Source organism: Aquimarina sp. (assembly GCF_977115655.1).
In genome coordinates this window covers 75853-99565 of sequence record NZ_CDSBKO010000012.1, presented here as the reverse complement: position 1 = coordinate 99565, position 23713 = coordinate 75853, and the positions used below count along the sequence as shown (strand labels likewise).

Annotated in this window: 19 protein-coding genes and 1 riboswitch; of the genes, 9 read left to right on the top strand and 10 right to left on the bottom strand. The window is 32.6% G+C overall.

All coding sequences use genetic code 11. The features are described 5' to 3' along the window. Nucleotides 1-92 precede the first annotated feature (92 nt). The 4 genes from ACZIYX_RS07380 to ACZIYX_RS07365 all read right to left on the bottom strand — a co-directional run bounded on the left by ACZIYX_RS07380 (nucleotide 93) and on the right by ACZIYX_RS07365 (nucleotide 6830). Nucleotides 93-833, bottom strand: a complete 741-nt coding sequence (locus ACZIYX_RS07380) for a phosphodiester glycosidase family protein (RefSeq protein ID WP_462681570.1) — start codon at nucleotides 831-833, stop codon at nucleotides 93-95. Between the two features lie 6 nt (nucleotides 834-839). After that, nucleotides 840-2114 (bottom strand): metal-dependent hydrolase family protein, encoded by a 1275-nt coding sequence (locus ACZIYX_RS07375; RefSeq protein ID WP_462681569.1) that lies wholly within the window; start codon nucleotides 2112-2114, stop codon nucleotides 840-842. Between the two features lie 239 nt (nucleotides 2115-2353). Continuing rightward, the gene (locus ACZIYX_RS07370; RefSeq protein WP_462681568.1) at nucleotides 2354-5257 is read right to left on the bottom strand and encodes a DEAD/DEAH box helicase; all 2904 of its coding nucleotides are present in this window, start codon (nucleotides 5255-5257) and stop codon (nucleotides 2354-2356) included. Nucleotides 5258-5696: 439 nt separating this feature from the next. Next, entirely contained in the window at nucleotides 5697-6830 is a 1134-nt protein-coding gene (locus ACZIYX_RS07365) for a DegT/DnrJ/EryC1/StrS family aminotransferase (protein ID WP_462681567.1), read from the bottom strand. Nucleotides 6831-6937: 107 nt separating this feature from the next. Here ACZIYX_RS07365 and ACZIYX_RS07360 point away from each other — a divergent pair, with 107 nt between their 5' ends. Next, a complete protein-coding gene (locus tag ACZIYX_RS07360) occupies nucleotides 6938-8182 on the top strand; it encodes a 3-deoxy-D-manno-octulosonic acid transferase (protein ID WP_462681566.1) in 1245 nt (414 codons plus the stop codon). A 596-nt stretch (nucleotides 8183-8778) separates the two neighbouring features. Next, a complete protein-coding gene (locus ACZIYX_RS07355) occupies nucleotides 8779-9516 on the top strand; it encodes a hypothetical protein (protein ID WP_462681565.1) in 738 nt (245 codons plus the stop codon). Between the two features lie 73 nt (nucleotides 9517-9589). On the opposite strand, the gene ACZIYX_RS07350 is transcribed toward ACZIYX_RS07355, so the two are convergent. The 3 genes from ACZIYX_RS07350 to ACZIYX_RS07340 form a co-directional block, all read right to left on the bottom strand. Next, nucleotides 9590-10246, bottom strand: a complete 657-nt coding sequence (locus ACZIYX_RS07350) for a DUF2461 domain-containing protein (RefSeq protein WP_462681564.1) — start codon at nucleotides 10244-10246, stop codon at nucleotides 9590-9592. Between the two features lie 15 nt (nucleotides 10247-10261). Next, on the bottom strand, nucleotides 10262-10876 hold the full coding sequence (locus tag ACZIYX_RS07345; protein WP_462681563.1) for a deoxynucleoside kinase: 615 nt from the start codon (nucleotides 10874-10876) through the stop codon (nucleotides 10262-10264). Nucleotides 10877-11153: 277 nt separating this feature from the next. Then, entirely contained in the window at nucleotides 11154-11495 is a 342-nt protein-coding gene (locus ACZIYX_RS07340; protein ID WP_462681562.1) for a hypothetical protein, read from the bottom strand. Nucleotides 11496-11936: 441 nt separating this feature from the next. On the opposite strand from ACZIYX_RS07340, the gene ACZIYX_RS07335 reads away from it, so the two are divergent. Beyond that, nucleotides 11937-13121: a heparan-alpha-glucosaminide N-acetyltransferase domain-containing protein gene (locus tag ACZIYX_RS07335; protein ID WP_462681561.1), complete on the top strand. Its 1185-nt coding sequence runs from the start codon at nucleotides 11937-11939 to the stop codon at nucleotides 13119-13121. Between the two features lie 84 nt (nucleotides 13122-13205). Further along, nucleotides 13206-13628 (top strand): DoxX family protein, encoded by a 423-nt coding sequence (locus ACZIYX_RS07330; RefSeq protein ID WP_462681560.1) that lies wholly within the window; start codon nucleotides 13206-13208, stop codon nucleotides 13626-13628. A 340-nt stretch (nucleotides 13629-13968) separates the two neighbouring features. Here the strand turns inward: ACZIYX_RS07330 and ACZIYX_RS07325 are convergent, their stop codons facing one another. The 3 genes from ACZIYX_RS07325 to metK all read right to left on the bottom strand — a co-directional run bounded on the left by ACZIYX_RS07325 (nucleotide 13969) and on the right by metK (nucleotide 16602). Next, nucleotides 13969-14328 carry a hypothetical protein gene (locus tag ACZIYX_RS07325; RefSeq protein ID WP_462681559.1) on the bottom strand — a complete coding sequence of 120 codons (360 nt, stop codon included), beginning with the start codon at nucleotides 14326-14328 and terminating at the stop codon, nucleotides 13969-13971. A gap of 427 nt (nucleotides 14329-14755) precedes the next feature. Then, entirely contained in the window at nucleotides 14756-15118 is a 363-nt protein-coding gene (locus ACZIYX_RS07320; RefSeq protein WP_462681558.1) for a hypothetical protein, read from the bottom strand. A gap of 227 nt (nucleotides 15119-15345) precedes the next feature. Next, complete coding sequence (gene metK / locus ACZIYX_RS07315) at nucleotides 15346-16602, bottom strand: methionine adenosyltransferase (RefSeq protein ID WP_462681557.1); 1257 nt, start codon at nucleotides 16600-16602, stop codon at nucleotides 15346-15348. 472 nt (nucleotides 16603-17074) lie between these two features. Further along, nucleotides 17075-17186: riboswitch (SAM riboswitch) on the top strand. Nucleotides 17187-17305: 119 nt separating this feature from the next. On the opposite strand from metK, the gene ACZIYX_RS07310 reads away from it, so the two are divergent. Genes ACZIYX_RS07310 through ACZIYX_RS07290 form a run of 5 tightly spaced genes read left to right on the top strand, consistent with a single transcriptional unit; the run spans nucleotide 17306 to nucleotide 23662 of the window. Next, entirely contained in the window at nucleotides 17306-18595 is a 1290-nt protein-coding gene (locus ACZIYX_RS07310) for an O-acetylhomoserine aminocarboxypropyltransferase/cysteine synthase family protein (protein ID WP_462681556.1), read from the top strand. A gap of 25 nt (nucleotides 18596-18620) precedes the next feature. Continuing rightward, complete coding sequence (locus tag ACZIYX_RS07305; RefSeq protein WP_462681555.1) at nucleotides 18621-19586, top strand: alpha/beta fold hydrolase; 966 nt, start codon at nucleotides 18621-18623, stop codon at nucleotides 19584-19586. A gap of 12 nt (nucleotides 19587-19598) precedes the next feature. Next, nucleotides 19599-22013: a bifunctional aspartate kinase/homoserine dehydrogenase I gene (gene thrA / locus ACZIYX_RS07300; RefSeq protein WP_462681554.1), complete on the top strand. Its 2415-nt coding sequence runs from the start codon at nucleotides 19599-19601 to the stop codon at nucleotides 22011-22013. A gap of 45 nt (nucleotides 22014-22058) precedes the next feature. Then, nucleotides 22059-22484, top strand: a complete 426-nt coding sequence (locus tag ACZIYX_RS07295) for an OsmC family protein (RefSeq protein WP_462681553.1) — start codon at nucleotides 22059-22061, stop codon at nucleotides 22482-22484. Next, on the top strand, nucleotides 22481-23662 hold the full coding sequence (locus ACZIYX_RS07290; protein ID WP_462681552.1) for a trans-sulfuration enzyme family protein: 1182 nt from the start codon (nucleotides 22481-22483) through the stop codon (nucleotides 23660-23662). Before ACZIYX_RS07295 ends, ACZIYX_RS07290 begins: the two co-directional genes overlap by 4 nt. The last annotated feature ends 51 nt before the right edge of the window (nucleotides 23663-23713 follow it).

The window sequence follows — 23713 nt, the reverse complement described above, 5'->3', positions numbered from 1 at the left end:
GAAAACTACTTCTACCCCGATCTGTTATTAGTAAACTTTACTATTTTAATACTTTGTACTAATGGATTAAGTACAATATTTTTTTAGATCTGTTATTTTGTTTTAGTTTCTCCTATAATTACACCAAAGTTTCCGTCTAATTGATTCTGGTTTTTAGAAGGTAGATATACTCTGGATACAAATCCATCGAGATACAATGCATTTTTGCAACCGTTTTGCTTAAAATAGGAAGCAAAATCATAAAAATTTGTTTTCTCTATAGATATTGCAAAAAGTAAATTCCCATTGGGTAAGATTCCTACTCCGTTTCTGATATGGACATTAGAGGATCCCTCTCTGAATTTAGGATGGATTTCTCCATCAACCAATAGCATAGGACCAGATTGTGTTGCATATTTGATATGTTCATTAGGCCTAAACATTTTTGTGGTACAAATGACAGGTTTGTTTTTTTTGGTTACATAGAATATCCCATTGGGTTGAAGGTAAAAATTGCCATATCCGTTTTGGGATGTGTCAATCCTGGCTTTGGTTTCTCCGTTTTCAATATAAAGTCCCTGAGGAGATAGATCTTTATTATACATTCCCCCGTTCATTGCAAAAATCAATTCCTTGTTTTCTTTTTCAAGCCCTGATTTTAATTTTTGAAAGCTTTTGTAATTAATAGTGTCCTTGTTTTTCCAATAAAAATGTAACTCTTGTAGCAAAGGATTTACTTCATAGCTTAAAAACCTGGATTTTTTAGCCTGAGTTTCTGATTTCTTAATAAAAAAGAAACTGGTTAATAATATCAGTGCTCCGGGTATTATTATAGAACCAATAAGTTTTTTCATTACCCGCTAGTTCTTATATATCTTTCCATCTTTCATTACAAACACTACATTCTCCATAGTACTTATTTTTTGGGTTGGATCGTCATTTACGGCTACAATATCGGCTAAATAGCCAGGAGTAATTTGCCCGATCTGATCTTGCATATTCAGGATTTTGGCGTTGGTGATCGTTGCACTTTGTAAGGTAGCCATTGCAGGCATACCTGCTTCTACCATAAAACCAAACTCTTTTCCGTTTTGCCCGTGTTTAAACACTCCTGCATCGGTGCCAAAAGCAATGCCCACTCCACGATCGTATGCTTTTTTAAATGTATTTTGAATTTTTGGACCAATCTCCAGAGCTTTAGGAACAATAATAGCAGGATAATAACCATCAATAGCTGCTTTTTCGGTAACTTCTTTTCCAGCAGTAATAGTTGGTACCAGATAGGTATCATATTGTTTCATCATATCCATGGTTTTTTCGCTCATTAAAGTACCATGTTCTATGGTTTTTACACCTCCTAAGATGGCACGTTGCATGCCTTCATCCCCATGTGCATGTGCTGCCACATGAAACCCATAATCTTTTGCGGTTTCGCAGATTGCTTTTATTTCTTCTATAGTAAACTGGGGGTTTGAGCTACTTTTTGCTACACTCAAAACACCTCCCGTAGCAGTTATTTTAATAAGATCAGCTCCGTTTTTATAGCGTTGTCGTACTGCTTTTTTAGCATCTTCTACACTATTTACTACACCGTCTTTTGGGCCCGGGTCCCCAATTAAAGATCTTTTGTTACCATTTGTAGGATCGCCATGTCCACCGGTAGTAGATAATATTTTTCCTGCGGTCAATACTCTGGGACCTTCTATTCTTCCATTTTCAATAGCTTTTTTAAGTGAAATATTAACGCCACTCCCTCCCAGATCCCGTACAGTAGTAAATCCGGATAGTAACGTTTTTGAAGCAAAGGCAACAGAGTTAAAAGCAATATCAGCTTCGCTATCGGTATATTTTTGCAGATAGGCTTTGGGGTTTGTTTCTCCTTCCAAATGCACGTGCATGTCTATTAAACCGGGCAATACAGTTTTGTTTTTAAGATCAATCGTAGTATCTCCTTTTTTACCAGTAATATATCCGTTTTCGATTTTGGTAATTTTATTTCCGGAAACAATAATAGTTTTTTCAGATAATACTTTTCCTGCTTTAGTGTCTAATAGTTTTCCGCATTGTAAATAAGTGTCTTGTGCTATAATTGTAGAGTATAACAGTATAAATAATAAGGTGTATATGTATTTCATGGTATAAGGATTTATGTAAAAGTATGTCTGTAAAAGCAACAATTTATAATAAATAGTCGTGATTTAGGAATAGATTAGGATTTCTTTTAGAAATATCCATACACCAAACATAAATCTTAAAAGGGTATTTGACTTTCAAATCCCTTCAGTACAAAAGTGCTGTGCAAAAATTTTATTGCCTCAAAGAGAAAAGCAATTTCGCATTTTTTAGCATATTTTTAGAACCCATTTGGTATAACTCATTTTAATAACTCTTCAAGGTTTTGCTCTATATATTGCGGTATGGCATTAACATCGATAATCTCATCAGATAAGCCTTTTTTCTTTTCCTGAAGTTGTATTATTTTTTCTTCGATGGTGTTTTTGGTGATAAATCGGGTTACCATTACGTTATCAGTTTGACCAATACGATGGGATCTGGCAATAGCTTGCTTTTCTATAAAAGGGTTCCACCATGGATCTAATAATACTACATAAGATGCCTTGGTAAGGTTTAATCCTATACCACCTGCTTTTAAAGAAATAAAGAATAAGGATACCGCATCGTTTTTTTGAAACTCATATACTACCGCTTCCCGATCTGTTCCTTTAGTTTGTCCTGTTAAGGTAACATAGGTTATATTATTCTGTCTGCACCATTCTTGATATAAATTAAGGTGAGAAACAAAAGAACTAAAAACCAATACTTTTTTGTTGGCTTTTACCAAAGTGCTTAAGTAATTTGTGACATCCTGAAATTTTCCTGAAAGATTCTCCGATTCAGGATCTGTAAGTTTTGGATGATTAACAATTTGCCGAAGCTTGGTTAAAGTATTGATGATATTAATTTTATTATTATAAACGGTGTCAATGCCTAATAGTAAATTTCTGGCCGCAGACTTTTGAGATTCATACTCTTTTTCTTGCGCAGAAAGCATTTCTGTATATATAATCTGTTCGGATAATTTAGGAAGATCTTTGGCAACCTGTTCTTTGGTTCTTCTTAATATAAAAGGGTCGATAAGAGTTTTTAATTCTTGAATACGCTCTGCATCCTGATGTTTTTCTATTGGGGTTTTAAAATGATCCTTAAAAAAGGAATAGCTGCCAAGCATTCCCGGGTTAATAAACTCCATTTGTGACCAAAGGTCGGATAAAGAATTTTCTATAGGAGTACCACTTAAAGAAATTTTATGAGCAGTATTAATTGTATTTATTGCCTGAAATATTTTAGACTCCTTGTTCTTGATCTGTTGACTTTCATCGGTTATTAAATACGTAAAATTCACTTTTTTTAACGTAGAAATATCTTTGGATATAGTGGTATAGGTAGTTAAAACAATATCATAGGTCTCTAGGTATGGTACTATTTTTTTGCGATCAGCCCCGGTATATTTTATAATAGTAAGATGTGGTGCAAATTTTAATATTTCATGTGCCCAGTTAAAAACCAAAGAAGATGGCAGGACAATTAGAGCTTTAAGATAAGTTTTTATCTCTAATGGGTCGTTAAACAAGTCTAATCTAACTGTTTTCACTTCTTCTTTAGCAGGAGTTAATTGTTCTTTTGCAAAAAGTAACATTGCGATAGTTTGCAAAGTTTTTCCTAATCCCATATCGTCTGCCAGACATGCACCAAGTTTATGGTGATGGTGGTTAACTAACCATTGTACTCCTTCTTCTTGATAGGGGCGTAATGTAGCTTTAAGTTTAGAGGATTGGGTGTATGGATTTTGAAGTGTATCTTCTTTTATGGGTATCTCTTCTGGAGGAATAACATCTTTCAATAGCGTATAATTGCTTTTAGGAAGCTGTACTCCTTTATCGGTTACCTGAGCAAAATCTACCATTTTTTTATATCGGGTCATCCACTCTTTTGGAATAATAAATACGGTATCGTTATCCATAGGAAAAAAACGATCATTTAATCTTATGTATTTTACGAATTTCGCAAAAGGAATTTCTTGTTCTCCAATAGTAACAACACCTTTAATATCAAACCAATCTTTTTCTTGTTTGCTGTTTAAATGGATAGTATGAGAAGAAATACTAACGGTTTTATCCTCTATTAAAGGTAGTTTTATTTTAAATCCTTCTTTCTCTAACTCGGTTTTGTGTTGTTTTAGCCATTCCAGAATTTCAAAAGGATCATCAGGTTTTTTAATTTCTAATAAGTGGCTATTATTTATTTGTAAACCTTTGGATGTTAGCAGGCTGATAATTTTATTTTCGGCTTCAGCATCTCGTTTGGTTTGTATAATTTCAATTTGATCCCCTTTTTTAAAATCTACATTAGAAACGGTAGTTTTTGTACTGTTATAATCAAATAAAGCTTCGCCGTATTCAAAAATAACTTTTACAACATAGGTGTTTTGAATAAAATCCTGAATTACTTCAATCCCATACGATGTTATGTCTTGATGGGTTACAATATCAAAACCATGGGTAATAACATCTACATTTTTAATTATAGGAATAATTACTTTTTCTAAATATATTTTAATGTGTTTTTTGGCAATAGTGATTTTTTCTTTGTCAAAAAACGGTTTTAGTTTATTGGCATTAAGGTTTTCAATTTGATATATGCATTTGTCTATAATAACCCATGAAGGATCATTAAGTAGTATTTGTATGTCATGATTTTTTGGAATTAAAATAGTGTCTTTGTCTTTAAGAGAAAAAGCATATTCAATACCATCTTCTGTTTTTGTAAACTCTAGTATTGGTTGCAGTGCATTATTGCTAATAGAAAGTCTGTGGTTTTCGAAAGGATCTTTTCTTTGTGCATTAAAACTTATAGAAAAATTATGAGTAACAATCAAAGAATAAAAAGCAGATAATTTTTTATCTATATAGTTTAACAGAACATTTTTAACTTTAGGATCTTTTGCTATTTCTGCAAGGGGTAAGCTTTTTCTTCTTTTTGTAATTACAAATCGTTGTTCCAGAGCACTAACTTTTAGATCAGAACAAATTTTTAATAATTGCTCGTGTGGGGTATCATAAAACGCTATATCATAACTTTGCAGAGTTTGCGGGGTTGCTTGTTTTTCTACGTATCCTAAATAGTTATCGGTTATAGGTACAATATAAGCGTCTGGTAAGGCGGGAATTTCTGGTAAATTATGATCAACAAGATTATAGCAAATACAAAATGAATCCATGTAAATAGATAAGGGGATTGAGGGGTTATATATTAAAAAGAATTAATGTTTTTTGTTATTTAAAACAAAATCAAAAAAGAGGATGTTTAAAAAAGTATAAATATTATAAATGTTCCCTTTAGAAATTTTGGATACCAATTTGTAATCTTATACCATTTTAACTTTGAAATAGTGTGTATAGAAATTGAATTTATTTTTTAAGTATTCAAGGCAAAAAGCTTGTGCCAGACTTGATCTGGTATCAAGCATAGCTGTAGTTACGGTTATATTTTTTAACGAAGAATAGATGAAAAAGAAATAATTTATTAGTGCTATTTCAAAGTTAAAATGGTATTATTGGTTAGAAAACTTCTTCAGGCTTATAATAGTGATACATTAATTTTTAGATATTCTCTTTTTTGATCTTATCTTAGGTGCTTATAAATGATAAAATAAAGCTTTATTTGTTTACAAAATCAATAACAGTTTTAGTAATGAAATCAATCTGGTCATTATCTAGTTCTGTATGCATTGGTAACGAAATAACTTCTTTTATTAATTGATTAGTTACAGGAAAATCCGCTTCGTTATAACGATCATCCTTATACGCTTTTTGACTGTGTAAAGGAATCGGGTAGTAGATTCCGGAAGGGATATCATTATCATTAAGATGTTGTACCAAAGCATCTCGTTTGCCATTAGTTATTCTTAATGTGTATTGATGAAATACGTGGGTATCCTCTGATCCGGTAATATGGGGAGTTATAATATGCTCCTGACCTGTAAAAGCATTAGTGTACTTTTTTGCAGCATCTCTTCGTGCGTTATTATAGCTGTCTAAATTAGGAAGTTTTGCTCTTAATACAGTAGCTTGTATAGAATCCAAGCGAGAGTTTACACCAATAACATCATGATGATATCGTATATACATACCATGATTAACTATGCCGCGAAGCTTGTGCGCCAAGTCGTCATCATTGGTAAAAATAGCACCGCCATCTCCATAACACCCTAGGTTTTTAGAAGGAAAAAACGAAGTAGAAGCTACATGACCTATGGTTCCGGATTTAGAGATATTTCCGTTTTTTGAATGATAGTTTCCACCAATACCTTGCGCATTATCTTCGATTACATATAAATTATACTCTTTGGCAATTTCCATAATAGCATCCATATTGGCAGATTGCCCAAACAGATGTACAGGTACAATAGCTTTAGTTCTGGGAGTAATCGCTTTTTTTATGGCTTCAGGATCAATATTAAAAGAATCTGGTTCTACATCTACTAATACAGGAGTTAATTGCAGTAAGGCAATTACTTCTACAGTTGCAGCAAAAGTAAAATCTGCAGTAATAACCTCGTCACCAGGTTGTAAACCTAATCCCATCATTGCAATTTGTAATGCATCGGTACCATTGGCACAAGGAATAACGTGTTTTACCGCCAGGTACTCTTCTAATTCTTTTTGAAAACTATGAACTTCTGGTCCATTAATAAAAGCCGTTGATTCTATAACATCAAGTATAGACGAATCGATACGTTCCTTGATTTGCTCGTATTGACCTTTAAGATCAACCATTTGTATTTTTTTCATGAATGTGTTTGTTGTAACTCGACGAAAATACAAAATATTGAAATGACTGCCAATGCAATTTTATGTAAAAAGAGCTGTATTTTAGCAATTCATAAAAATTATGATTTTTGAGCATTTTATATAACATCCTGATAAGCATATTTAATAAGTTGCTTCCGGTTATTGGTTGGTTTGGTGCTAAGCTAAACTTATTTGCCAATGGAAGGAAAACAGTTTTTGAGACTCTTGAAAAATATTTTCCTGCTCAAGAGCAGGTTTTATGGTTTCATTGTGCATCTTTAGGAGAATATGAGCAAGGTGTACCGGTTATGGAAGTTTTGAAGAAAAAATATCCGGATCATAAATTATTAGTGACTTTTTTCTCTCCCTCGGGGTACGAAGCAAAGAAAAAAAGCACTTTGGCAGATTTGATTGTGTATCTTCCTTTGGATACAAAATCAAATGCCAAACGATTTATACAGCTTGTAAAGCCAGATTTGGCGGTGTTTGTAAAGTACGAGTTTTGGCCTAATTACTTAAAAACATTACAGTCTCAAAACATACCTGCGGTATTTATTTCGGCAGCATTTAGAAAAGATCAGGCATTTTTTAAATGGTATGGGGGTTTTATGCGAAATGTATTAAAAAAGGTAGATCACTTTTTTGTTCAGGATGTAGTATCTGAAACTTTAATGAAAGAACATGGTTTTGCTAATATAACGGTAAGCGGGGATACTCGTTTTGATAGAGTTTCCCGCCAGATTGAAATGGATAACCATGTAGATTTTATCTCAGAGTTTGTAGATAACAGGCTTTGTGTAGTAATAGGTAGTTCCTGGCAACAAGATGAAGAGGTTTTTGTAGATTTTGTGAATGACGCTCCGGATACTCTTTGTTTTATTATTGCACCTCACGAAATAAAAGAAAATAACATTTCTTCATTACAGCAAAAAATCAAAAAGGAAACAGTTTTATATTCAGAAAAAGGTGAGGTAGTGCTAAAAGACAAACAAGTATTTATCTTGAACTCTATAGGGTATTTATCCAGAGTTTATAGTTATGCAGATATAGCTTATGTAGGAGGGGCAATGGGCACAGGAGGATTGCATAATATTTTGGAGCCGGCAACTTTTGGGATCCCGATTATTATAGGTAAAAATTTTAAAAAGTTTAGAGAGGCTATACAACTTCAAAAACTAGCAGGACTGTTTTCTGTTTCTGATGCAGATGAATTTACTAGCATTACCAATAAACTAATTGAGGATAAAAAATTCAGAGAAAAAACAGGTATGATTTCAGGGCATTTTATCAATAGCAATACAGGGGCTACAAGAACTATTTTGGAGTATTTATCTAAATTGATACATTGCTAAATTTGTGCAAAATGCTTTTTTTTAGCACACTTTAAACTATGATTATATCATAGTATTTTTTTAATAAACAACAGTTTTACCGTACAAATATTTAGTGCTTTAACTTATTTTTAATAGTATAAACCTTGTTTTTTGCAGGGTTCTTTTTCTTTGATAAACAGTTTATTAACTCTGTTTTTTTGCCGATTTTGGTCATAGATTTGTTTTGGGGATTTGGGTAGTACTTAATGCTGCCAATTTTTAAATAAAACAAAATAAATAATACCATTTTAACTTTGAAATCGTGCGTATAGAAATTGAATTTGTTTTTTAAGTATTCAAGGCAAAAATCTTGTGCCAGACTTGATTTGGTATCAAGCATAGCTGTAGTTACGGTTATATTTTTTAACAAAGAACAGATGAAAAAGAAATAATTTATTAGTGCTGTTTCAAAGTTAAAGTGGTATAACTCTAAAACTTATTAATTATGAAAAATCGACTTTTAAAAACAGTAATGATTGTAATAATCCTTAGTATAGGATTTATTGCTTGCGAAAAAGAAGAAGTTGCAGAACTAGCAACAAATAGTATTAAATGAGGAGCCAACTAAAGATGCTGTGCTTCCTGCCGATGTATCCATGCATTCACGTCTTGTGGCAAAAGTGCAAAAACAGGGTCACGAATTTAGCTTTATAGCATTAGGAGAAGAAGATGATATAGTGGTTATAGAAAGATTATACGGGAATGCATATAGTAATCAAGAAAAAGGAGTAATAAAAAATGAAGAACTAACTCCGTTTGATGTTTTTGTGCAGGTTACTAATAATAATATTGAGGTGCCGGATAGAATTGCAAAAACAGCTAGCAAAGAAGCTTTAAAAGCTTCTGGTCGACAAATCCAGAAGTTTGAGAAGCAAGTAGAAATTTTGGATGCTAATTATGTCGAATTGAACCAAAAAGCAGCATGTTATGATGTAGGAGCAACTAATTTCAGAAATACATATTGCTATGCACCTGTTTCTTCTACACCTTCTAATATTGAGTTTTGTGATGAGGGAGCAAGAACATCTGCATTAACCAGAGAATCTTATTTTGGTGGATCCTGGAGAGAATTAGATGATACACGCACTTGGACAAATGTGATATGCGGAAGAGTTAGGGTACAATTTTATGCATGGAAAAAAGATGGAATATGGCCTTGGTCTGATTACAAATGGTTTTTAGAATACCAAGTTGATTTTGATAATGGAATATGGTATGCAAACCACCTCACTTCAAATAATACAGAAAGAAAAGTTGTAAGAACAAGAATTTCTGGTACAGGCTCTTATAGATCTTATACGAGATTTCATTAATTTATTGAAATCGATTTAAATCAAAAACAAACAAGAGGTGTAAAGTTTTTTATGTCTCTTGTTTATTTATAAACTACACAGTTACGGCTTTATTAAGATATCGCCTGAACGGAAGCATTTCTTTGTAAACTTCTATAATTTTATCCGTAAAATTGTTACTAAGTATGTCTTCTTTGGTTAAAGAGTGAATTACAGCAAAAGTTCGGTGTTTGAGTAAGTCAATATGTTTATGGTCAGAACTGTATCCTTTTGGAGCTGTTTTTAACATGTTCTTATCAGGAATCATACCGCCAAAAGTAGCTTTAAAACTATGTTTGTTTAGTATTTTTACTAATTCTTCACCGTTATAATCAATAGCTTCCCTAATGCTATTAAGGGTTTTGTTGTCGGGTTTCCAGTAGCCTCCTGCCAATTCGCATTCGTTAATGCCAATCTGGATATAAAAATCACCTTGTTTTGTTAGTTGGTCTAATCCGGCGGCAAAATGATCTTTATAAACAGGTTTGTTTGGATGAAAAAGTAAATTATTATTAATACGATTTATTCCCTTTTTGCCAGAAGTAGAACAATAAGTGGGATCTATGGCAGCAAATCGCCCATCTAGTTCATCTAACCAGTGTATAAACGAATTTCGGATATTTTGATACCTTTTTCTATTATCATCCATCCATTCTTTATGGTTGTTGTTTTGTAAATCCTGTAAAAATTGGAAAAGAGCAGTAAAGTCCATTTTGTTTTTTTAGTATTAAAACAACCCGTTTAATTCTGCATCAATACGGTTAATAATATTGCCCAAATCTTCAGGGTTATCTACAAAATTAATGTGATCTACATCTACAATAAGAAGATTTCCTTTGTTATAATCATGGGCCCATGCTTCATAACGCTCATTAAGCCTGCTTAGGTAATCGATACTAATTGTGTTTTCGTACTCCCTGCCTCGTTTATGAATTTGATTTACCAGATTGGGAATACTGCTTCTAAGGTATATTAACAGGTCAGGACCTTCTACAACACCTTCCATAAGGTCAAAAAGAGATCTGTAGTTTTCATAATCACGATTTGTCATTAACCCCATTGCATGAAGATTTGGCGCAAAAATGTATGCGTCCTCATAAATAGTTCTATCCTGAATAATATCTTTTCCACTTTCCCGAATTTCTAATATTTGTCTAAAACGGCTGTTAAGAAAGTAAATCTGAAGATTAAAAGACCAACGTTCCATTTTATTATAAAAATCCTCCAGATAAGGATTTTCCAATACATCTTCAAAATGAGCTTCCCATTTATAATGTTTAGCAAGTAATCGGGTTAATGTTGTTTTTCCGGCTCCGATATTTCCAGCTATCGCTATATGCATAGTAGATTGTTTTTCTTGATGTGTTTTTATAAAAAAGTGCGTGCCAAAGTTTGCACGTAAATATAGGGCATTTTATAAGGAACATAAAAAGGATAGAAAAGAATTTTAATATATCTATGCTGTCTTTTATTAAGGATTTTAGTTTTTGGGGATTAGTTACAAAACAAAGTATGTTTTAGAAATCGGGGAGGGTGGTCAGACAAAAATTAGTTCAATATTATTGTAGCCCTCAATATTCTTAAATACAGGTATTGTAATAGGTTATATATAATAGCTGTTAATTGCTTATTTTTACCTTTATAGGCCCGCCGCTTGATACATAACTTCCTCCAATTTCATCAATATTAATATCTAATTCATCTTTGGTGCTAATGCTGGTAACGTCTACCTTTAGTTTATCATACGTGTCTATGTTTTTGATATTTACATCCAACACATCGGTACTACTTAGTTTTACAGTTATAGAACCGTCATTATTGATGGGGAGAATAGTATAATTTCTGTCCAAAATATTATTTGCGTTAGCTTTTTGAATAATATCGGTATCTCTTATTACAATAATAACAAGACAAATAGCAATAATGGTCGTTATAAATTTGGTATACATATCAGTTTTCATAAGATTAAGGTTTTTGTTTGTAAAAAAATAAAGGTAATAATGCAAATGTTATTGGTTTTTTAATACGTTTGTGTCTGGTTAAATTTATAGATAAATCCCTTCTTTTTTACATATTCTTTATTAAAAACAACAAGCTCAGGTTTGTAATAACGCTAATTAATTTTGTCAAAGTATATCTTTGGCCCTTCTTAAAAGGAAGCATTTAGAACTAGGTAAATGTGTGTTTTTGCACAATTTTTTTTAAAAAAACTATTGTTGTAATTGGCAAGTATTTATTTGAAAACAAAGGTATTTGTTCTTTGTGGTAATTTGCAGGTATATTAATTGTAAATACTTAAAAATCAGTATAGAAATACAAATAAAAATTGGTTAGCTTTGCGCGCTTTTAAGCAATAATGAAACCCGAAATTCGTTTTGGGGAATAACTAACCAAATACTTCAATGATGACTAAACGCAGTAGTCGATTGCATTTTATGGATGCAATACGGGCATTCGCAATAATTATGATGCTTCAAGGGCATTTTGTGCACTCTCTTTTAGGAGATGTGTATCGGGATAAAAATAATCTTATATATACTATATGGGAGTATTTTAGAGGAATGACTGCTCCTACATTTTTTACGATAACAGGTTTTGTTTTTACATATTTATTACTAAAACAAAAAACTACCGGGTTAGAAAATCCCAGAGTATTAAAAGGAGTAAAACGTGCAATCAAAGTAATTTTTTGGGGGTATTTATTGCGGTTAAGCTTTTATGCTCTTTTTACAGGAACAGTTAATGCCTCATTTTTTTATGTAGATGTTTTGCAATGCATAGGAACTTCGTTATTGTTATTGATAGGTATTTATCTTGTTTTGTGCCGTATTAATGAGACCTGGTTTCAAAACACAGTACTTGTATTAGGTGTTACTATATTTCTTTTGCAACCTGTATATGGTAGTTGTATATTAGAGTTTTTACCACAAACGGTGGCTAATTATTTTACAAATAAAAACGGATCTGTTTTTACATTACTTCCTTGGTTTGGTTATGTGTGTTTTGGCAGCTATATGGCGACTATTTTTTTAAAGCACGGGGAGCACAAAAAGTTTTATTCCTATACGATAATGATTCTCTTTTTTGTCGGGATTTTATTGGTCTTCTTTTCATCACCTGTTTTAATGCTTGGGCATTCGTTTACAGGGATTGCAATCTTTAAATCTGTAGCATACAATAACTTTTTGTTTATAAGATTAGGAAATGTGTGCATGCTTTTTTCCATATTCATTATTGGCAGAGATTATGTAACTAGTAAAGTAATAACAAAAATAGGAGGAAGAACATTGTCGATTTATATTGTTCACTTTTTTGTTCTTTATGGAAGCTGGTTTGGATTAGGTCTTAGCAGGTTTTTTTATCATAGTTTGACACCATTACAAGTTTTTATAGGAGCGTTGCTGTTTATACTTAGTATATGTACATTGGTTTTATCTTATTATAAGTTTGAAGAAGATATAAAAAATCGGGCTTATGGTTTGTTGGGGCTAACCAACCAAAAGATTAAAATTGTTTCAGGATCTGCAGTGGATTTATTAAGTGATATTGTTCAAAAATTTAAAAGTATTCGATACATGAGACGATAATGGGGCTTTGTTTTTAAGGATTGTTCTTTTTTATTTGCTTAAAAATGAGTATATTATAATTGTGTAATCAATACTTGTTATATTATGCCAACAATAAAATCATTAAATAAATGGGCTAATGCCCATACGTATTACCCACTGGATTTGTTAAGAATCGCTTTGGGTGTATTTTTATTTATAAAAGGAATAAACTTTATAAGTAACAGCCAGATTTTGGTAGACCTTATTAAACCTGTTCAAAACCTGGCAGGTTCTATGATTATAATTCATTACGTAGCCCCTGCACATTTAATAGGAGGCGTTCTTATTGCCTTTGGCTTGTTGACCAGGTGGTCAGTAATGGCACAACTTCCTTTATTAATAGGAGCTGTGGTTATCAACTTTTTGGGCGCTTTGGATATAGCAAACCTTATTGTTGCCAGTGTAATCTTGTTAATATGTATATTCTTCTTGTTTTATGGATCTGGTAAACATTCTGTAGACTATTATTTGAAGATGGAACAATAATAAGAGATCTTGATTGAGCAGTATTTTTAAACAAAAAAAACCGTTGGTAAAACGGTTTTTTTTGTTTTTTACATTAAACCCGAGTTGCATTAGAACTTCGTTAATGAAGTTTGAAGCGGTTTTGAGCTGTAGTGGATTTTTTATCTAATGCATAATCCGGGCAATGTTATTAAATTAATAATTTAAACTATTGATTTAAAGTTTGTTAATATTGGATTCCAGCCTACACCCGGAATCCATGATGGAAGTAAAGGAGTATTTTGCTTTTACAGATATTTAATCCTCAAAAAGATACCGCTTAACTTAACGACATTGATAATCCGGGTTTAATAACCAAGCATTACCATCCTGATAATAGAGATTCTTTTTTTGGATGTAGATACACAGTATCTATTTTTTTTGCAGGATACATATCCTTTTTCATGTAAGAAAGCCTCTTTTTATTTCTCTTGATTTGTTTTGTTATCTTTTTCCATTCTTTTTCGCTGTAGGTTTCAACTTTTATAGGTTTGCTGTTATTCTCTGTTTTTTTGGAGGTAGTTGCTATCCTGGATTTATTAAGTTCATCATTGCTGTGATTATCTTGTGTTTGAAAACCGTTTTTATTTGTTTGGTCGATAATCCTATAGTTGGCAACACTATTTTGTCCTATAGATAAATTGAATATTAAGAGTAGTACAGTAGTCAGAAATGCTTTCATTTTTTTAGATTTTGAGGCGTTAATAATTTAAAAAATAAAGTTTTTATTTTGTTTGTAATTAAATAAGTATTTGAATTTCAGTTACTAAGATAATTATACTATTTGAATTTTACTTACGGAAAAACCACAATATGTTATAGGGATTTTTCCCCTGAAGTAGTTATGAATGTCTTGTGTTTACTGGCTTTTTTGGGTAAAAAACACTTTTTTTTACTCCTGTTTTTTTTAATTTTAAAAAAAACAGGAATTTATATAAAACCAAGTAAATACAGGATGCTAGAGCTATTCTTAATGGTTCTAAATAAAATTATTTCTCGAAAAAAGTATATTCTTGGGTGGCAGAAGCCTGTTTTTAAGACAAAAAAATGGGCTAGTCAACATTGACTAGCCCATTTTTTTGTCTTAAAAACATCTCTAATGAATATTTTTACCATCCTGATAAACGTGATTCTCTGGTGTGGGTTGGTATAGGAATATTCAGGTAAATAGTATCTATTATTTTAGAGGTGTGGATGCTATTGTTTGAATTAGAAAATCTTTTCTTATTTTTTTTAAGCTGCTTTTTTATTTTTTTCCACTCCTTTTTGCTATAAAAACTTTCGTCCTCATCTTTTATAGGTGTCTGTACTATTAATCTGTCAGTAGTAGAAATTTTATCGGTACTGTATTGCTCTTCCAGAATTTGGTTGTCAATATTTTTTACTGAAGTAAATTCGTTTTCAAAATTTTGACCAAATGAGATACCACATAGTAATAAAAAAGCGACATTTATTGCAAATTTTAATTTCATTTCCCGGGTTTTAGTATGTTCATTAATGATGTATATTGAAATTTTAAAAAGACATATCAATATCATTTCCCCTTAGAGTAGATATGTTTTTATGATTGATACACATTAACGCGACAAATGTAGTAATATTACTTGATTTTATAATACGGGTAAACCTCATTTTTTCAGGGTTTTACAAAGAAATCGATAAAGAACAATTAAAAGAGGATAAAATGAATCATCTTATCTTATATTTTAAAAGCCTCTTTAACAGTATCTACATAATCTAGTTTCTCCCAGGTAAACAGCTCTACTTCTTTTTCGATTTTGCCAGAATACGGGCTTTCAAAAATTTTGGTAATTATTTGAGGTTCTTTGCCCATGTGCCCGTAAGCAGCAGTTTCTTGATAAATAGGATTTCGTAATTTAAGACGTTTTTCTATTGCTGAAGGTCTCATATCAAATATTTCACCTACTTTTTTAGCTATTTCCCCATCTTTTATTCCAAGAGTACTGGTGCCATAGGTGTCTACAAAAATAGAAGTAGGCTCAACCACACCAATAGCATAAGATACCTGCACTAATACTTCATTAGCTACACCCGCAGCAACCAGGTTTTTTGCAATATGTCTGGAAGCGTAAGCTGCAGATCTGTCTACTTTACTTGGGTCTTTGCCAGAAAAAGCACCTCCGCCATGTGCTCCTTTTCCACCATAGGTATCTACAATAATTTTTCGCCCTGTTAGACCTGTGTCACCATGTGGACCACCTATTACAAATTTTCCTGTTGGATTAATATGATATGTAATATGATCGTTAAATAACTTTTGTATATATTCGGGTAGTTGTGCAATTACCCGAGGTATTAAAATAGATATAATATCTTTCTTGATTTTATCCAACATTTTATCATCATCCTTGTCAAAATCATCATGTTGTGTAGATACAACTATTGCTACTATACGTTGAGGGATGTTGTCATCACTATACTCAATAGTAACTTGACTTTTAGAATCCGGACGTAAATAAGGTATTTCAACACCTTCTCGCCTTAATTTAGCCAGCTCTATTAAGATTTTATGAGAAATATCAAGAGCCAGAGGCATATAGTTAGCAGTCTCTTTGGTAGCATAACCAAACATCATTCCTTGATCTCCGGCTCCTTGCTCTTCTTTGTTTTCACGATCTACCCCTTGGTTTATATCTTGGGATTGTTCATGGATAAGAGAAATTACACCACAAGAATCGCCACTAAATTGATAAGCTCCTTTTGTGTACCCGATGTTATTGATAACCTCTCTTGCAATATGTTGCACATCAAGATAGGTTTTGGATTTCACCTCTCCTGCAAGCACTACCTGTCCTGTAGTAACCAAGGTTTCACATGCTACTTTAGAATCCGGGTCAAAAGCCAAAAAGTTGTCTAATAATGCATCACTAATTTGATCTGCTACCTTATCTGGGTGTCCCTCAGATACACTCTCTGAAGTAAATAAATATGCCATTCGTTATTGGTTTTATTGGGATTTTTTAGACAAAGTTGCAAAATAAAGCTTCCGATGAATTTTAATAAACCGAACTGCTTTAGCATTTTTAATACCGTTAATCTGTGATTAAGTATTTTTGGGTTGCAATCAGTCAAATCTTTCCCGTAAAAATATTTTCCAAAGGTAAAAAAAATGATAATACTTAAAAGCATTTAACGTATCATTAATTTTAATCACTTATTGAGGGCTTGATTCTCTGTGGATTACCTTAAAAACAAGATCTGTTTTTCAGAAGTATACCTTAGTATTCTCCGTTATTAATTTATATTTCCTTGTTTATAAGTTTAACAAAAAGGAACATTTACTTTTTTTATCCAGTATGGCTATGTATGAAATATCATGTATGCTTGCAGAAATAATTTTTCATTAAAATAGATGTTGTTTAAAAATATTTATTAGATTTGCCGTCAAGTTTCTTATACATATTGGTAAGTTATTAAGAAAGGTGGAGGGAATAGACCCTGTGAAACCTTAGCAACCCTTTAATTTATTTAGAGAAGGTGCTAAATTCTATCCTGTTTAATTATAGGAGAAGATAACTCGATACAATTACATTTTTCGGATAATTGTTGTGTCCCTTTCTTTTTAATTTTCTAAATCTATTCACTATAAAGAGTGTTTGGGGTATTTGATTTTTTTTAAAAATTTAAATCAGAAAATTATGAGCGTACAAAAATTTGCAACAAAAGCTTTACATGCAGGTCATGACGTTTCTGCTAATGGAGGAACCAGGGCAGTACCTATTTATCAAACTACATCATACGTTTTTAAAAATTCAAATCATGCAGCCAATGTATTTAATTTATCAGAATCAGGGTTTATTTATACCAGATTAAACAATCCTACAAATGATATTTTAGAACAACGCCTTGCAGATTTAGAAGGAGGTATAGGAGCAGTGGTAACCGCATCAGGAACAGCTGCAATTAATACTACATTGCTTACATTGCTTAAGACAGGAGATCATATCGTTGCGTCTAGTAGTTTATATGGGGGGACCTATAATTTATTAAATGTTACACTTCCAAGATTTGGAATTACTACCACATTTGTGGATCCATCCAAGCCCGAGAACTTTGAAAAAGCAGTACAAGAAAACACAAAAGTGTTCTTTGTAGAATCTTTGGGTAATCCAAAATTAGATGTACTGGATTTAAAAGCAATATCAGCAAAAGCAAGGGACGCTAAAGTACCTTTGATAGTAGATAATACTGTAGCAACGCCAGCATTATTAAATCCTGTCGAATATGGAGCTAATATCGTGATCCACTCTCTTACCAAATATATTAGTGGTAATGGAACCTCTCTTGGAGGAGTAATTATTGATGCAGGAACCTTTGATTGGTCTAATGGTAAATTTCCGGAATTTACAGAGCCTTCAGCGGGATATCACGGGCTGGTATATCATGAGGCATTAGGTGCTGCGGCTTTTATAGCAAAAGCAAGAATCGAAGGTTTGAGAGATCATGGTGCTGCATTAAGCCCATTTAATGCATTTCAAATTTTACAAGGCTTAGAAACACTGGAGATCAGAATTAAAAAACATAGTGAAAATGCTTTAGAACTGGCTAAATGGCTCGAAAACCAAGAAGAAGTAGTTTGGGTTAAATACCCGGGGCTTAAAAATGACCCTTATTACGAACTAGGACAAAAATATTTACCAAAAGGACAAAGTGGGATCATAACTTTTGGAGTAAAAGGAGGTTTTGATTCTGCCAAAATAATAGCAGATGAAACAAAATTCTTCTCCTTATTAGCTAATATTGGAGATTCTAAATCTTTGATTATTCATCCGGCAAGCACAACCCATCAACAACTGGACGAAAAACAACAAGAATCTACCGGAGTAACAAAAGATTTGATACGTCTATCTGTAGGTATAGAAGATGTTGAAGATCTTAAAACAGATTTAAAAGCAGCATTTGCCAAAATAATAGCAACTGTTAAGTAAAACCAAAAGATCCCATCTCGATTTTATGACGCTTCAAAAATTAGATATTTCAAACTTTATTACAGTAAAGGACAGGTGTATTCACAAAATACCTCTTACATATCAAGTATTTGGAAAACCTATTTATACAGCTCCGATTGTATTAGTAAACCATGCTCTTACCGGAAACTCTACAGTATGTGGAAAAGACGGTTGGTGGAGCGGGTTAATAGGAAAAGGTAAATGTATCGATACCAATAAATATACCATTTTATCCTTTAATATCCCGGGAAACGGATATGATGGTATAGAAGAAAATCTTATAGAAGACTATAAAACATTTAATGCCAGGGATATTGCAGCAATTTTTTTGGCAGGATTAAAATCTTTAAAGATAAATAAATTATATGCAGCAATCGGAGGATCTGTAGGAGGGGGAATAGCATGGGAGTTAGCCGCTCTTAACCCCAAATTAATAGAACACTTAATACCAATTGCGACAGATTGGAAATCTACAGACTGGTTAAAAGCAAATTGCTTGGTACAAGAGCAGATTTTATTAAATTCTAAAAACCCGGTTTATGATGCCAGATTACATGCAATGTTAATTTACAGGACCCCGGAGTCCTTTAAACAAAAATTTAATAGAACATATAATCAAGAAAAAAAAGTATATAATATAGAAAGTTGGTTATTTCATCATGGAGAAAAATTAAATAGCAGATTTACCCTTTGTGCATATAAAGCACTAAACCATATTCTTGCAAATATCGATATAACCAAAGGAAGAGAAGGGTTTTTAAAAGTTGCTCAAAAAATAGAATCTGATATTCACATTATAAGTGTAGATTCAGATATGTTTTTTACCGTTGCAGAAGACAAAATCACATTCGAAGAACTTAAACAAGTAAAGCAAAATGTGAGTCACAGAATAATTAATTCAGTTCATGGTCATGATGCTTTTTTAATAGAATATGAACAATTAAGCACGTTATTAAAGGACGTTTTTTAAAAGAGAAGAAAAATGAAAGTTTTAAAATTTGGAGGTAAATCCCTGGCTAACGGAAAAGGAATAGAAACCGTTATAAATATAATCGAAAATAAAGTAAAAAATAAAGAAAATATCACCGTTGTATTATCTGCCAGAGGCAATGCAACAGATGAACTGGAAGAAATGCTTGAAAAAGCAGTTAAAAATCAAGATTACCAAGCATCGTTAGAAGCGTTTAAAAAATATCAAAAATCTGATTTTCAAGATGTTGATTTTACAGAAGAATTTGAAACCCTGGATAAACTCCTTGAAGGAGTCTCGCTTTTGGGCGACTATAGTAAACGTATAAAAGATCAGGTATTATCTCAAGGAGAAGTTATATCGGCCAAGTTGGTAACCCGGATTTTAAAAGAAAAAAACATCAATGCTCATTTTACAGATAGCAGGGAACTTATCATAACCGATGGTCAATTTGGGGATGCACAACCGTTAGATAAATTATCTAAAGAAAATGTAATCAATCACTTTCAAAAATATAATGGGGATACAGTAAACATTGTAACTGGTTTTATAGCATCTAATACCAAAAATGAAACCACTACACTTGGTAGAAATGGTAGTAATTACACAGCATCGTTGCTAGCAAACTATCTTGAAGCAGAAGAACTTCAGAATTTTACGCATGTAAACGGGATTTATACCGCAAACCCCGATTTGGTGCCAGAAGCAAAAAAAATCGAAAAATTATCATTCACAGAAGCAAATGAACTAGCTTATTTTGGAGCGAATATATTACATGCCAAAACCATTATACCTCTTATTGAAAAAAATATCCCGTTACGAATATTAAATACTTTTGACCACGAAAACCAAGGAACCTTAATTACAGGAGAAGCAAGCGAAAAAGGAATTAAATCTCTTTCAGTTTTAGAAAATGTAGCTTTGATAAACCTGGAAGGAAGGGGATTGCTGGGGCGTGTAGGAGTAGATGCCAGAATATTTAAAGCATTAGCAAATAAAAATATAAGTGTTAGTATTATATCTCAGGGATCTTCAGAACGAGGCATAGGTTTTGTTGTCGAAGCAGATAAAGCAAAAGAAGCCAAATCTATATTAGAACAAGAATTTGAATCTGATTTTTATAAACGGGATGTTAGTGGTATCACTATAGAACATGAGGTTTCTGTGATATCTATAATAGGACAAGACCTAAGTACTTTTCATAAACCATACAACGCACTAATCAAAAATCAGGTAATACCATTATTGTTTAATAATACAGTTACAGGCAAAAATGTAAGTTTAGTAGTTCGAAAAGAACAATTACATCGTGCATTAAACGTTATTCATGGTGAAATCTTTGAAATTTCAAAAAAAATAAACATAGCAATATTTGGTCATGGATTGGTAGGAGGTACATTAGTGGACCAAATTTTGAAATCTCGTGAACAAATTGAAAGTAGAAAAAAAATAAAACTGAACATTTTTGCTATAGCAAACTCTAAAAAAGTGCTTTTAAATAAAAACGGTATAGATCAAAATTGGAAAAATAATATAATTAAAGAAGGAGTTTTATATACAGTTAATGATGTGATAAAATTTGCCGACGATCATCACTTAGAAAATTTGATTGCTATAGATAACACAGCAAGCCAAAAGTTTACCGAAAATTATATTTCTTTGGTTGAGCATGGTTTTGATCTGGTGTCATCAAATAAAGTAGCAAACACACTGAGTTTTGATTTTTATAAAAAAATAAGGATTAAACTCGAAGAGAATCAAAAACAATACTTATATGAAACCAATGTAGGAGCAGGGTTACCATTAATTGATACCATTAAGTTGTTGCATTTGTCAGGAGAAAATATTACCCGAATAAAAGGTGTTTTTTCTGGATCGTTAAGTTATTTGTTCAATACATTTTCAGTAGAAGAAAGACCATTTAGTGAAGTGTTACAAGAAGCCATACATAAAGGATATACAGAACCAGACCCAAGAGAGGATCTTTGCGGTAATGATGTGGGCAGAAAACTTTTGATACTCGCAAGAGAATTAGACCTTAGCAATGAATTTGAAGACATCAATATTCATAATCTGATTCCTGAGCCATTAAGAAAAGGAGAAGCAAAAGAATTTTTAGAAAAGCTTACCGAATTGGATGAGGTCTATAAAAAAATTAAAGAAGAACAAACTCCGGGCTATGTATTACGATATATTGGTGATCTTTGGGGAGATTTATCTCAGGAAAAAGGAAATCTGGATGTAAAATTAGTTTCTGTTCCACAAAGTAGTGCATTAGGGCAAGTAAAAGGATCAGATTCTATTTTTGAAATTTATACAGAGTCCTATGGGGATCAGCCTATTGTAATTCAAGGAGCCGGTGCAGGAGCAGCAGTAACAGCAAGAGGAGTGTTTGGCGATATACTGCGATTAGCAGAAAGAGGATGATAAAATATAGAACCAATTTTTATAAAATATATAAAACACAATTAGATGAAGATACAGCTTAAACGAATAGACAATGATTTTTATTTTGAGTTAAAAAACGAAAGAGGACATATAACGCATATAGATAGTACAGCCCAGGTTGGAGGTCACGATATGGCACCTAGCCCAATGGAGTATGTGCTAATGGGGGTTGCAGGTTGCAGTGCTATAGATGTGATTTCTATTTTAAAAAAGCAAAGACAGGAAATTACAGATTACAGAGCCGAAGTAGATGGAACCCGTCAAGAAATTAATGGAGCAAAACCTTTCAAAAAAATTGCTGTCATTGTTTACTTAGAAGGGGATATTGATCCCGAAAAAGCAAAAAGAGCAGCAGAGTTATCCTTTGAGAAATATTGCTCGGTTTCCAAAACGTTAGAGCCAACTGCTACCATAGAGTATAAAGTGATAGTTAATAATAAAGTAGTATGAGTCAGGACAATCTGCATTTTGAAACACAAGCGGTAAGAACGCAAACCAATAAAACACAATTTTTAGAACACTCTACGCCATTGTATTTAACTTCGGGATTTGTTTTTGAAGATTCTGAAGAAATGAGAGCAGCCTTTGCCGAAGAAACAGAGCGCAATCTGTATAGCCGTTTTAGTAACCCAAACACCACAGAATTTGTAGACAAAATCTGCAAATTAGAAGGAGCAGAGGATGGCTATGCCTTTGCAACAGGAATGGCCGCCGTTTTCTCTACTTTTGCCGCATTGTTAAATGCAGGAGACCATGTCATTTCTGCACGATCTGTTTTTGGATCTACACACACACTGTTTACCAAATATTTTCCAAAATGGAATATAGAAACCAGTTATTTTAAAGTAGACGAAGCAGAGAAATTAGAAACCTTAATACAACCAAACACAAAAATTATATACGCCGAATCACCAACAAACCCGGGGGTAGATATATTGGATTTGGAGCTATTAGGTAAACTGGCTAAAAAACATAATTTACTCTTGATAATAGATAATTGCTTTGCAACTCCCTATTTACAAAACCCAATAAAATTTGGTGCCGATTTAGTAATCCATTCCGCAACAAAACTAATTGACGGACAAGGAAGGGTTTTGGGAGGAGTAACTGTTGGTAAAAAAGAATTAATACGAGAGATTTATCTTTTTTCCAGAAACACAGGCCCATCCTTGTCCCCCTTTAATGCATGGGTGTTATCTAAGAGTTTAGAAACATTGGCGGTTCGGGTAGATCGTCATTGCGAAAATGCGCTAAAATTAGCACAGTTTTTAGAAACACACCCCAAAATAAACTGGGTGAAATATCCATTTTTAAAATCTCATCCACAATATGAAGTTGCTAAAAAGCAAATGAAATTAGGAGGCAATATTGTAGCTTTTGAAGTAAAAGGAGGAGTTGCAGGAGGTAAAACCTTTTTTGATAGCGTAAAAATGTGCTCGCTATCTGCAAATCTTGGAGATACCCGCACTATAATAACCCATCCAGCCTCTACTACACACAGTAAACTGGAAGAAGAAGATAAATTGGTTGTAGGTATTACAGATGGCATGGTTCGTTGTTCTGTAGGGTTAGAATATATTGGGGATATAATTAATGATATTGAGCAAGCATTAGAACAGATAAGATAAATAAAAAAGCCGGCCTGTTAAAGAGCCGGCTTTTTAGTAAAATAAGTTGGG

Bases quoted from the DNA above. Each gene is read 5' to 3' on its own strand.
- ACZIYX_RS07380 (WP_462681570.1), bottom strand. From the start codon at position 833: ATGAAAAAACTTATTGGTTCTATAATAATACCCGGAGCACTGATATTA.
- ACZIYX_RS07375 (WP_462681569.1), bottom strand. From the start codon at position 2,114: ATGAAATACATATACACCTTATTATTTATACTGTTATACTCTACAATT.
- ACZIYX_RS07370 (WP_462681568.1), bottom strand. From the start codon at position 5,257: ATGGATTCATTTTGTATTTGCTATAATCTTGTTGATCATAATTTACCA.
- ACZIYX_RS07365 (WP_462681567.1), bottom strand. From the start codon at position 6,830: ATGAAAAAAATACAAATGGTTGATCTTAAAGGTCAATACGAGCAAATC.
- ACZIYX_RS07350 (WP_462681564.1), bottom strand. From the start codon at position 10,246: ATGGACTTTACTGCTCTTTTCCAATTTTTACAGGATTTACAAAACAAC.
- ACZIYX_RS07345 (WP_462681563.1), bottom strand. From the start codon at position 10,876: ATGCATATAGCGATAGCTGGAAATATCGGAGCCGGAAAAACAACATTA.
- ACZIYX_RS07340 (WP_462681562.1), bottom strand. From the start codon at position 11,495: ATGAAAACTGATATGTATACCAAATTTATAACGACCATTATTGCTATT.
- ACZIYX_RS07335 (WP_462681561.1), top strand. From the start codon at position 11,937: ATGATGACTAAACGCAGTAGTCGATTGCATTTTATGGATGCAATACGG.
- ACZIYX_RS07330 (WP_462681560.1), top strand. From the start codon at position 13,206: ATGCCAACAATAAAATCATTAAATAAATGGGCTAATGCCCATACGTAT.
- ACZIYX_RS07325 (WP_462681559.1), bottom strand. From the start codon at position 14,328: ATGAAAGCATTTCTGACTACTGTACTACTCTTAATATTCAATTTATCT.
- ACZIYX_RS07320 (WP_462681558.1), bottom strand. From the start codon at position 15,118: ATGAAATTAAAATTTGCAATAAATGTCGCTTTTTTATTACTATGTGGT.
- metK (WP_462681557.1), bottom strand. From the start codon at position 16,602: ATGGCATATTTATTTACTTCAGAGAGTGTATCTGAGGGACACCCAGAT.
- ACZIYX_RS07310 (WP_462681556.1), top strand. From the start codon at position 17,306: ATGAGCGTACAAAAATTTGCAACAAAAGCTTTACATGCAGGTCATGAC.
- ACZIYX_RS07305 (WP_462681555.1), top strand. From the start codon at position 18,621: ATGACGCTTCAAAAATTAGATATTTCAAACTTTATTACAGTAAAGGAC.
- thrA (WP_462681554.1), top strand. From the start codon at position 19,599: ATGAAAGTTTTAAAATTTGGAGGTAAATCCCTGGCTAACGGAAAAGGA.
- ACZIYX_RS07295 (WP_462681553.1), top strand. From the start codon at position 22,059: ATGAAGATACAGCTTAAACGAATAGACAATGATTTTTATTTTGAGTTA.
- ACZIYX_RS07290 (WP_462681552.1), top strand. From the start codon at position 22,481: ATGAGTCAGGACAATCTGCATTTTGAAACACAAGCGGTAAGAACGCAA.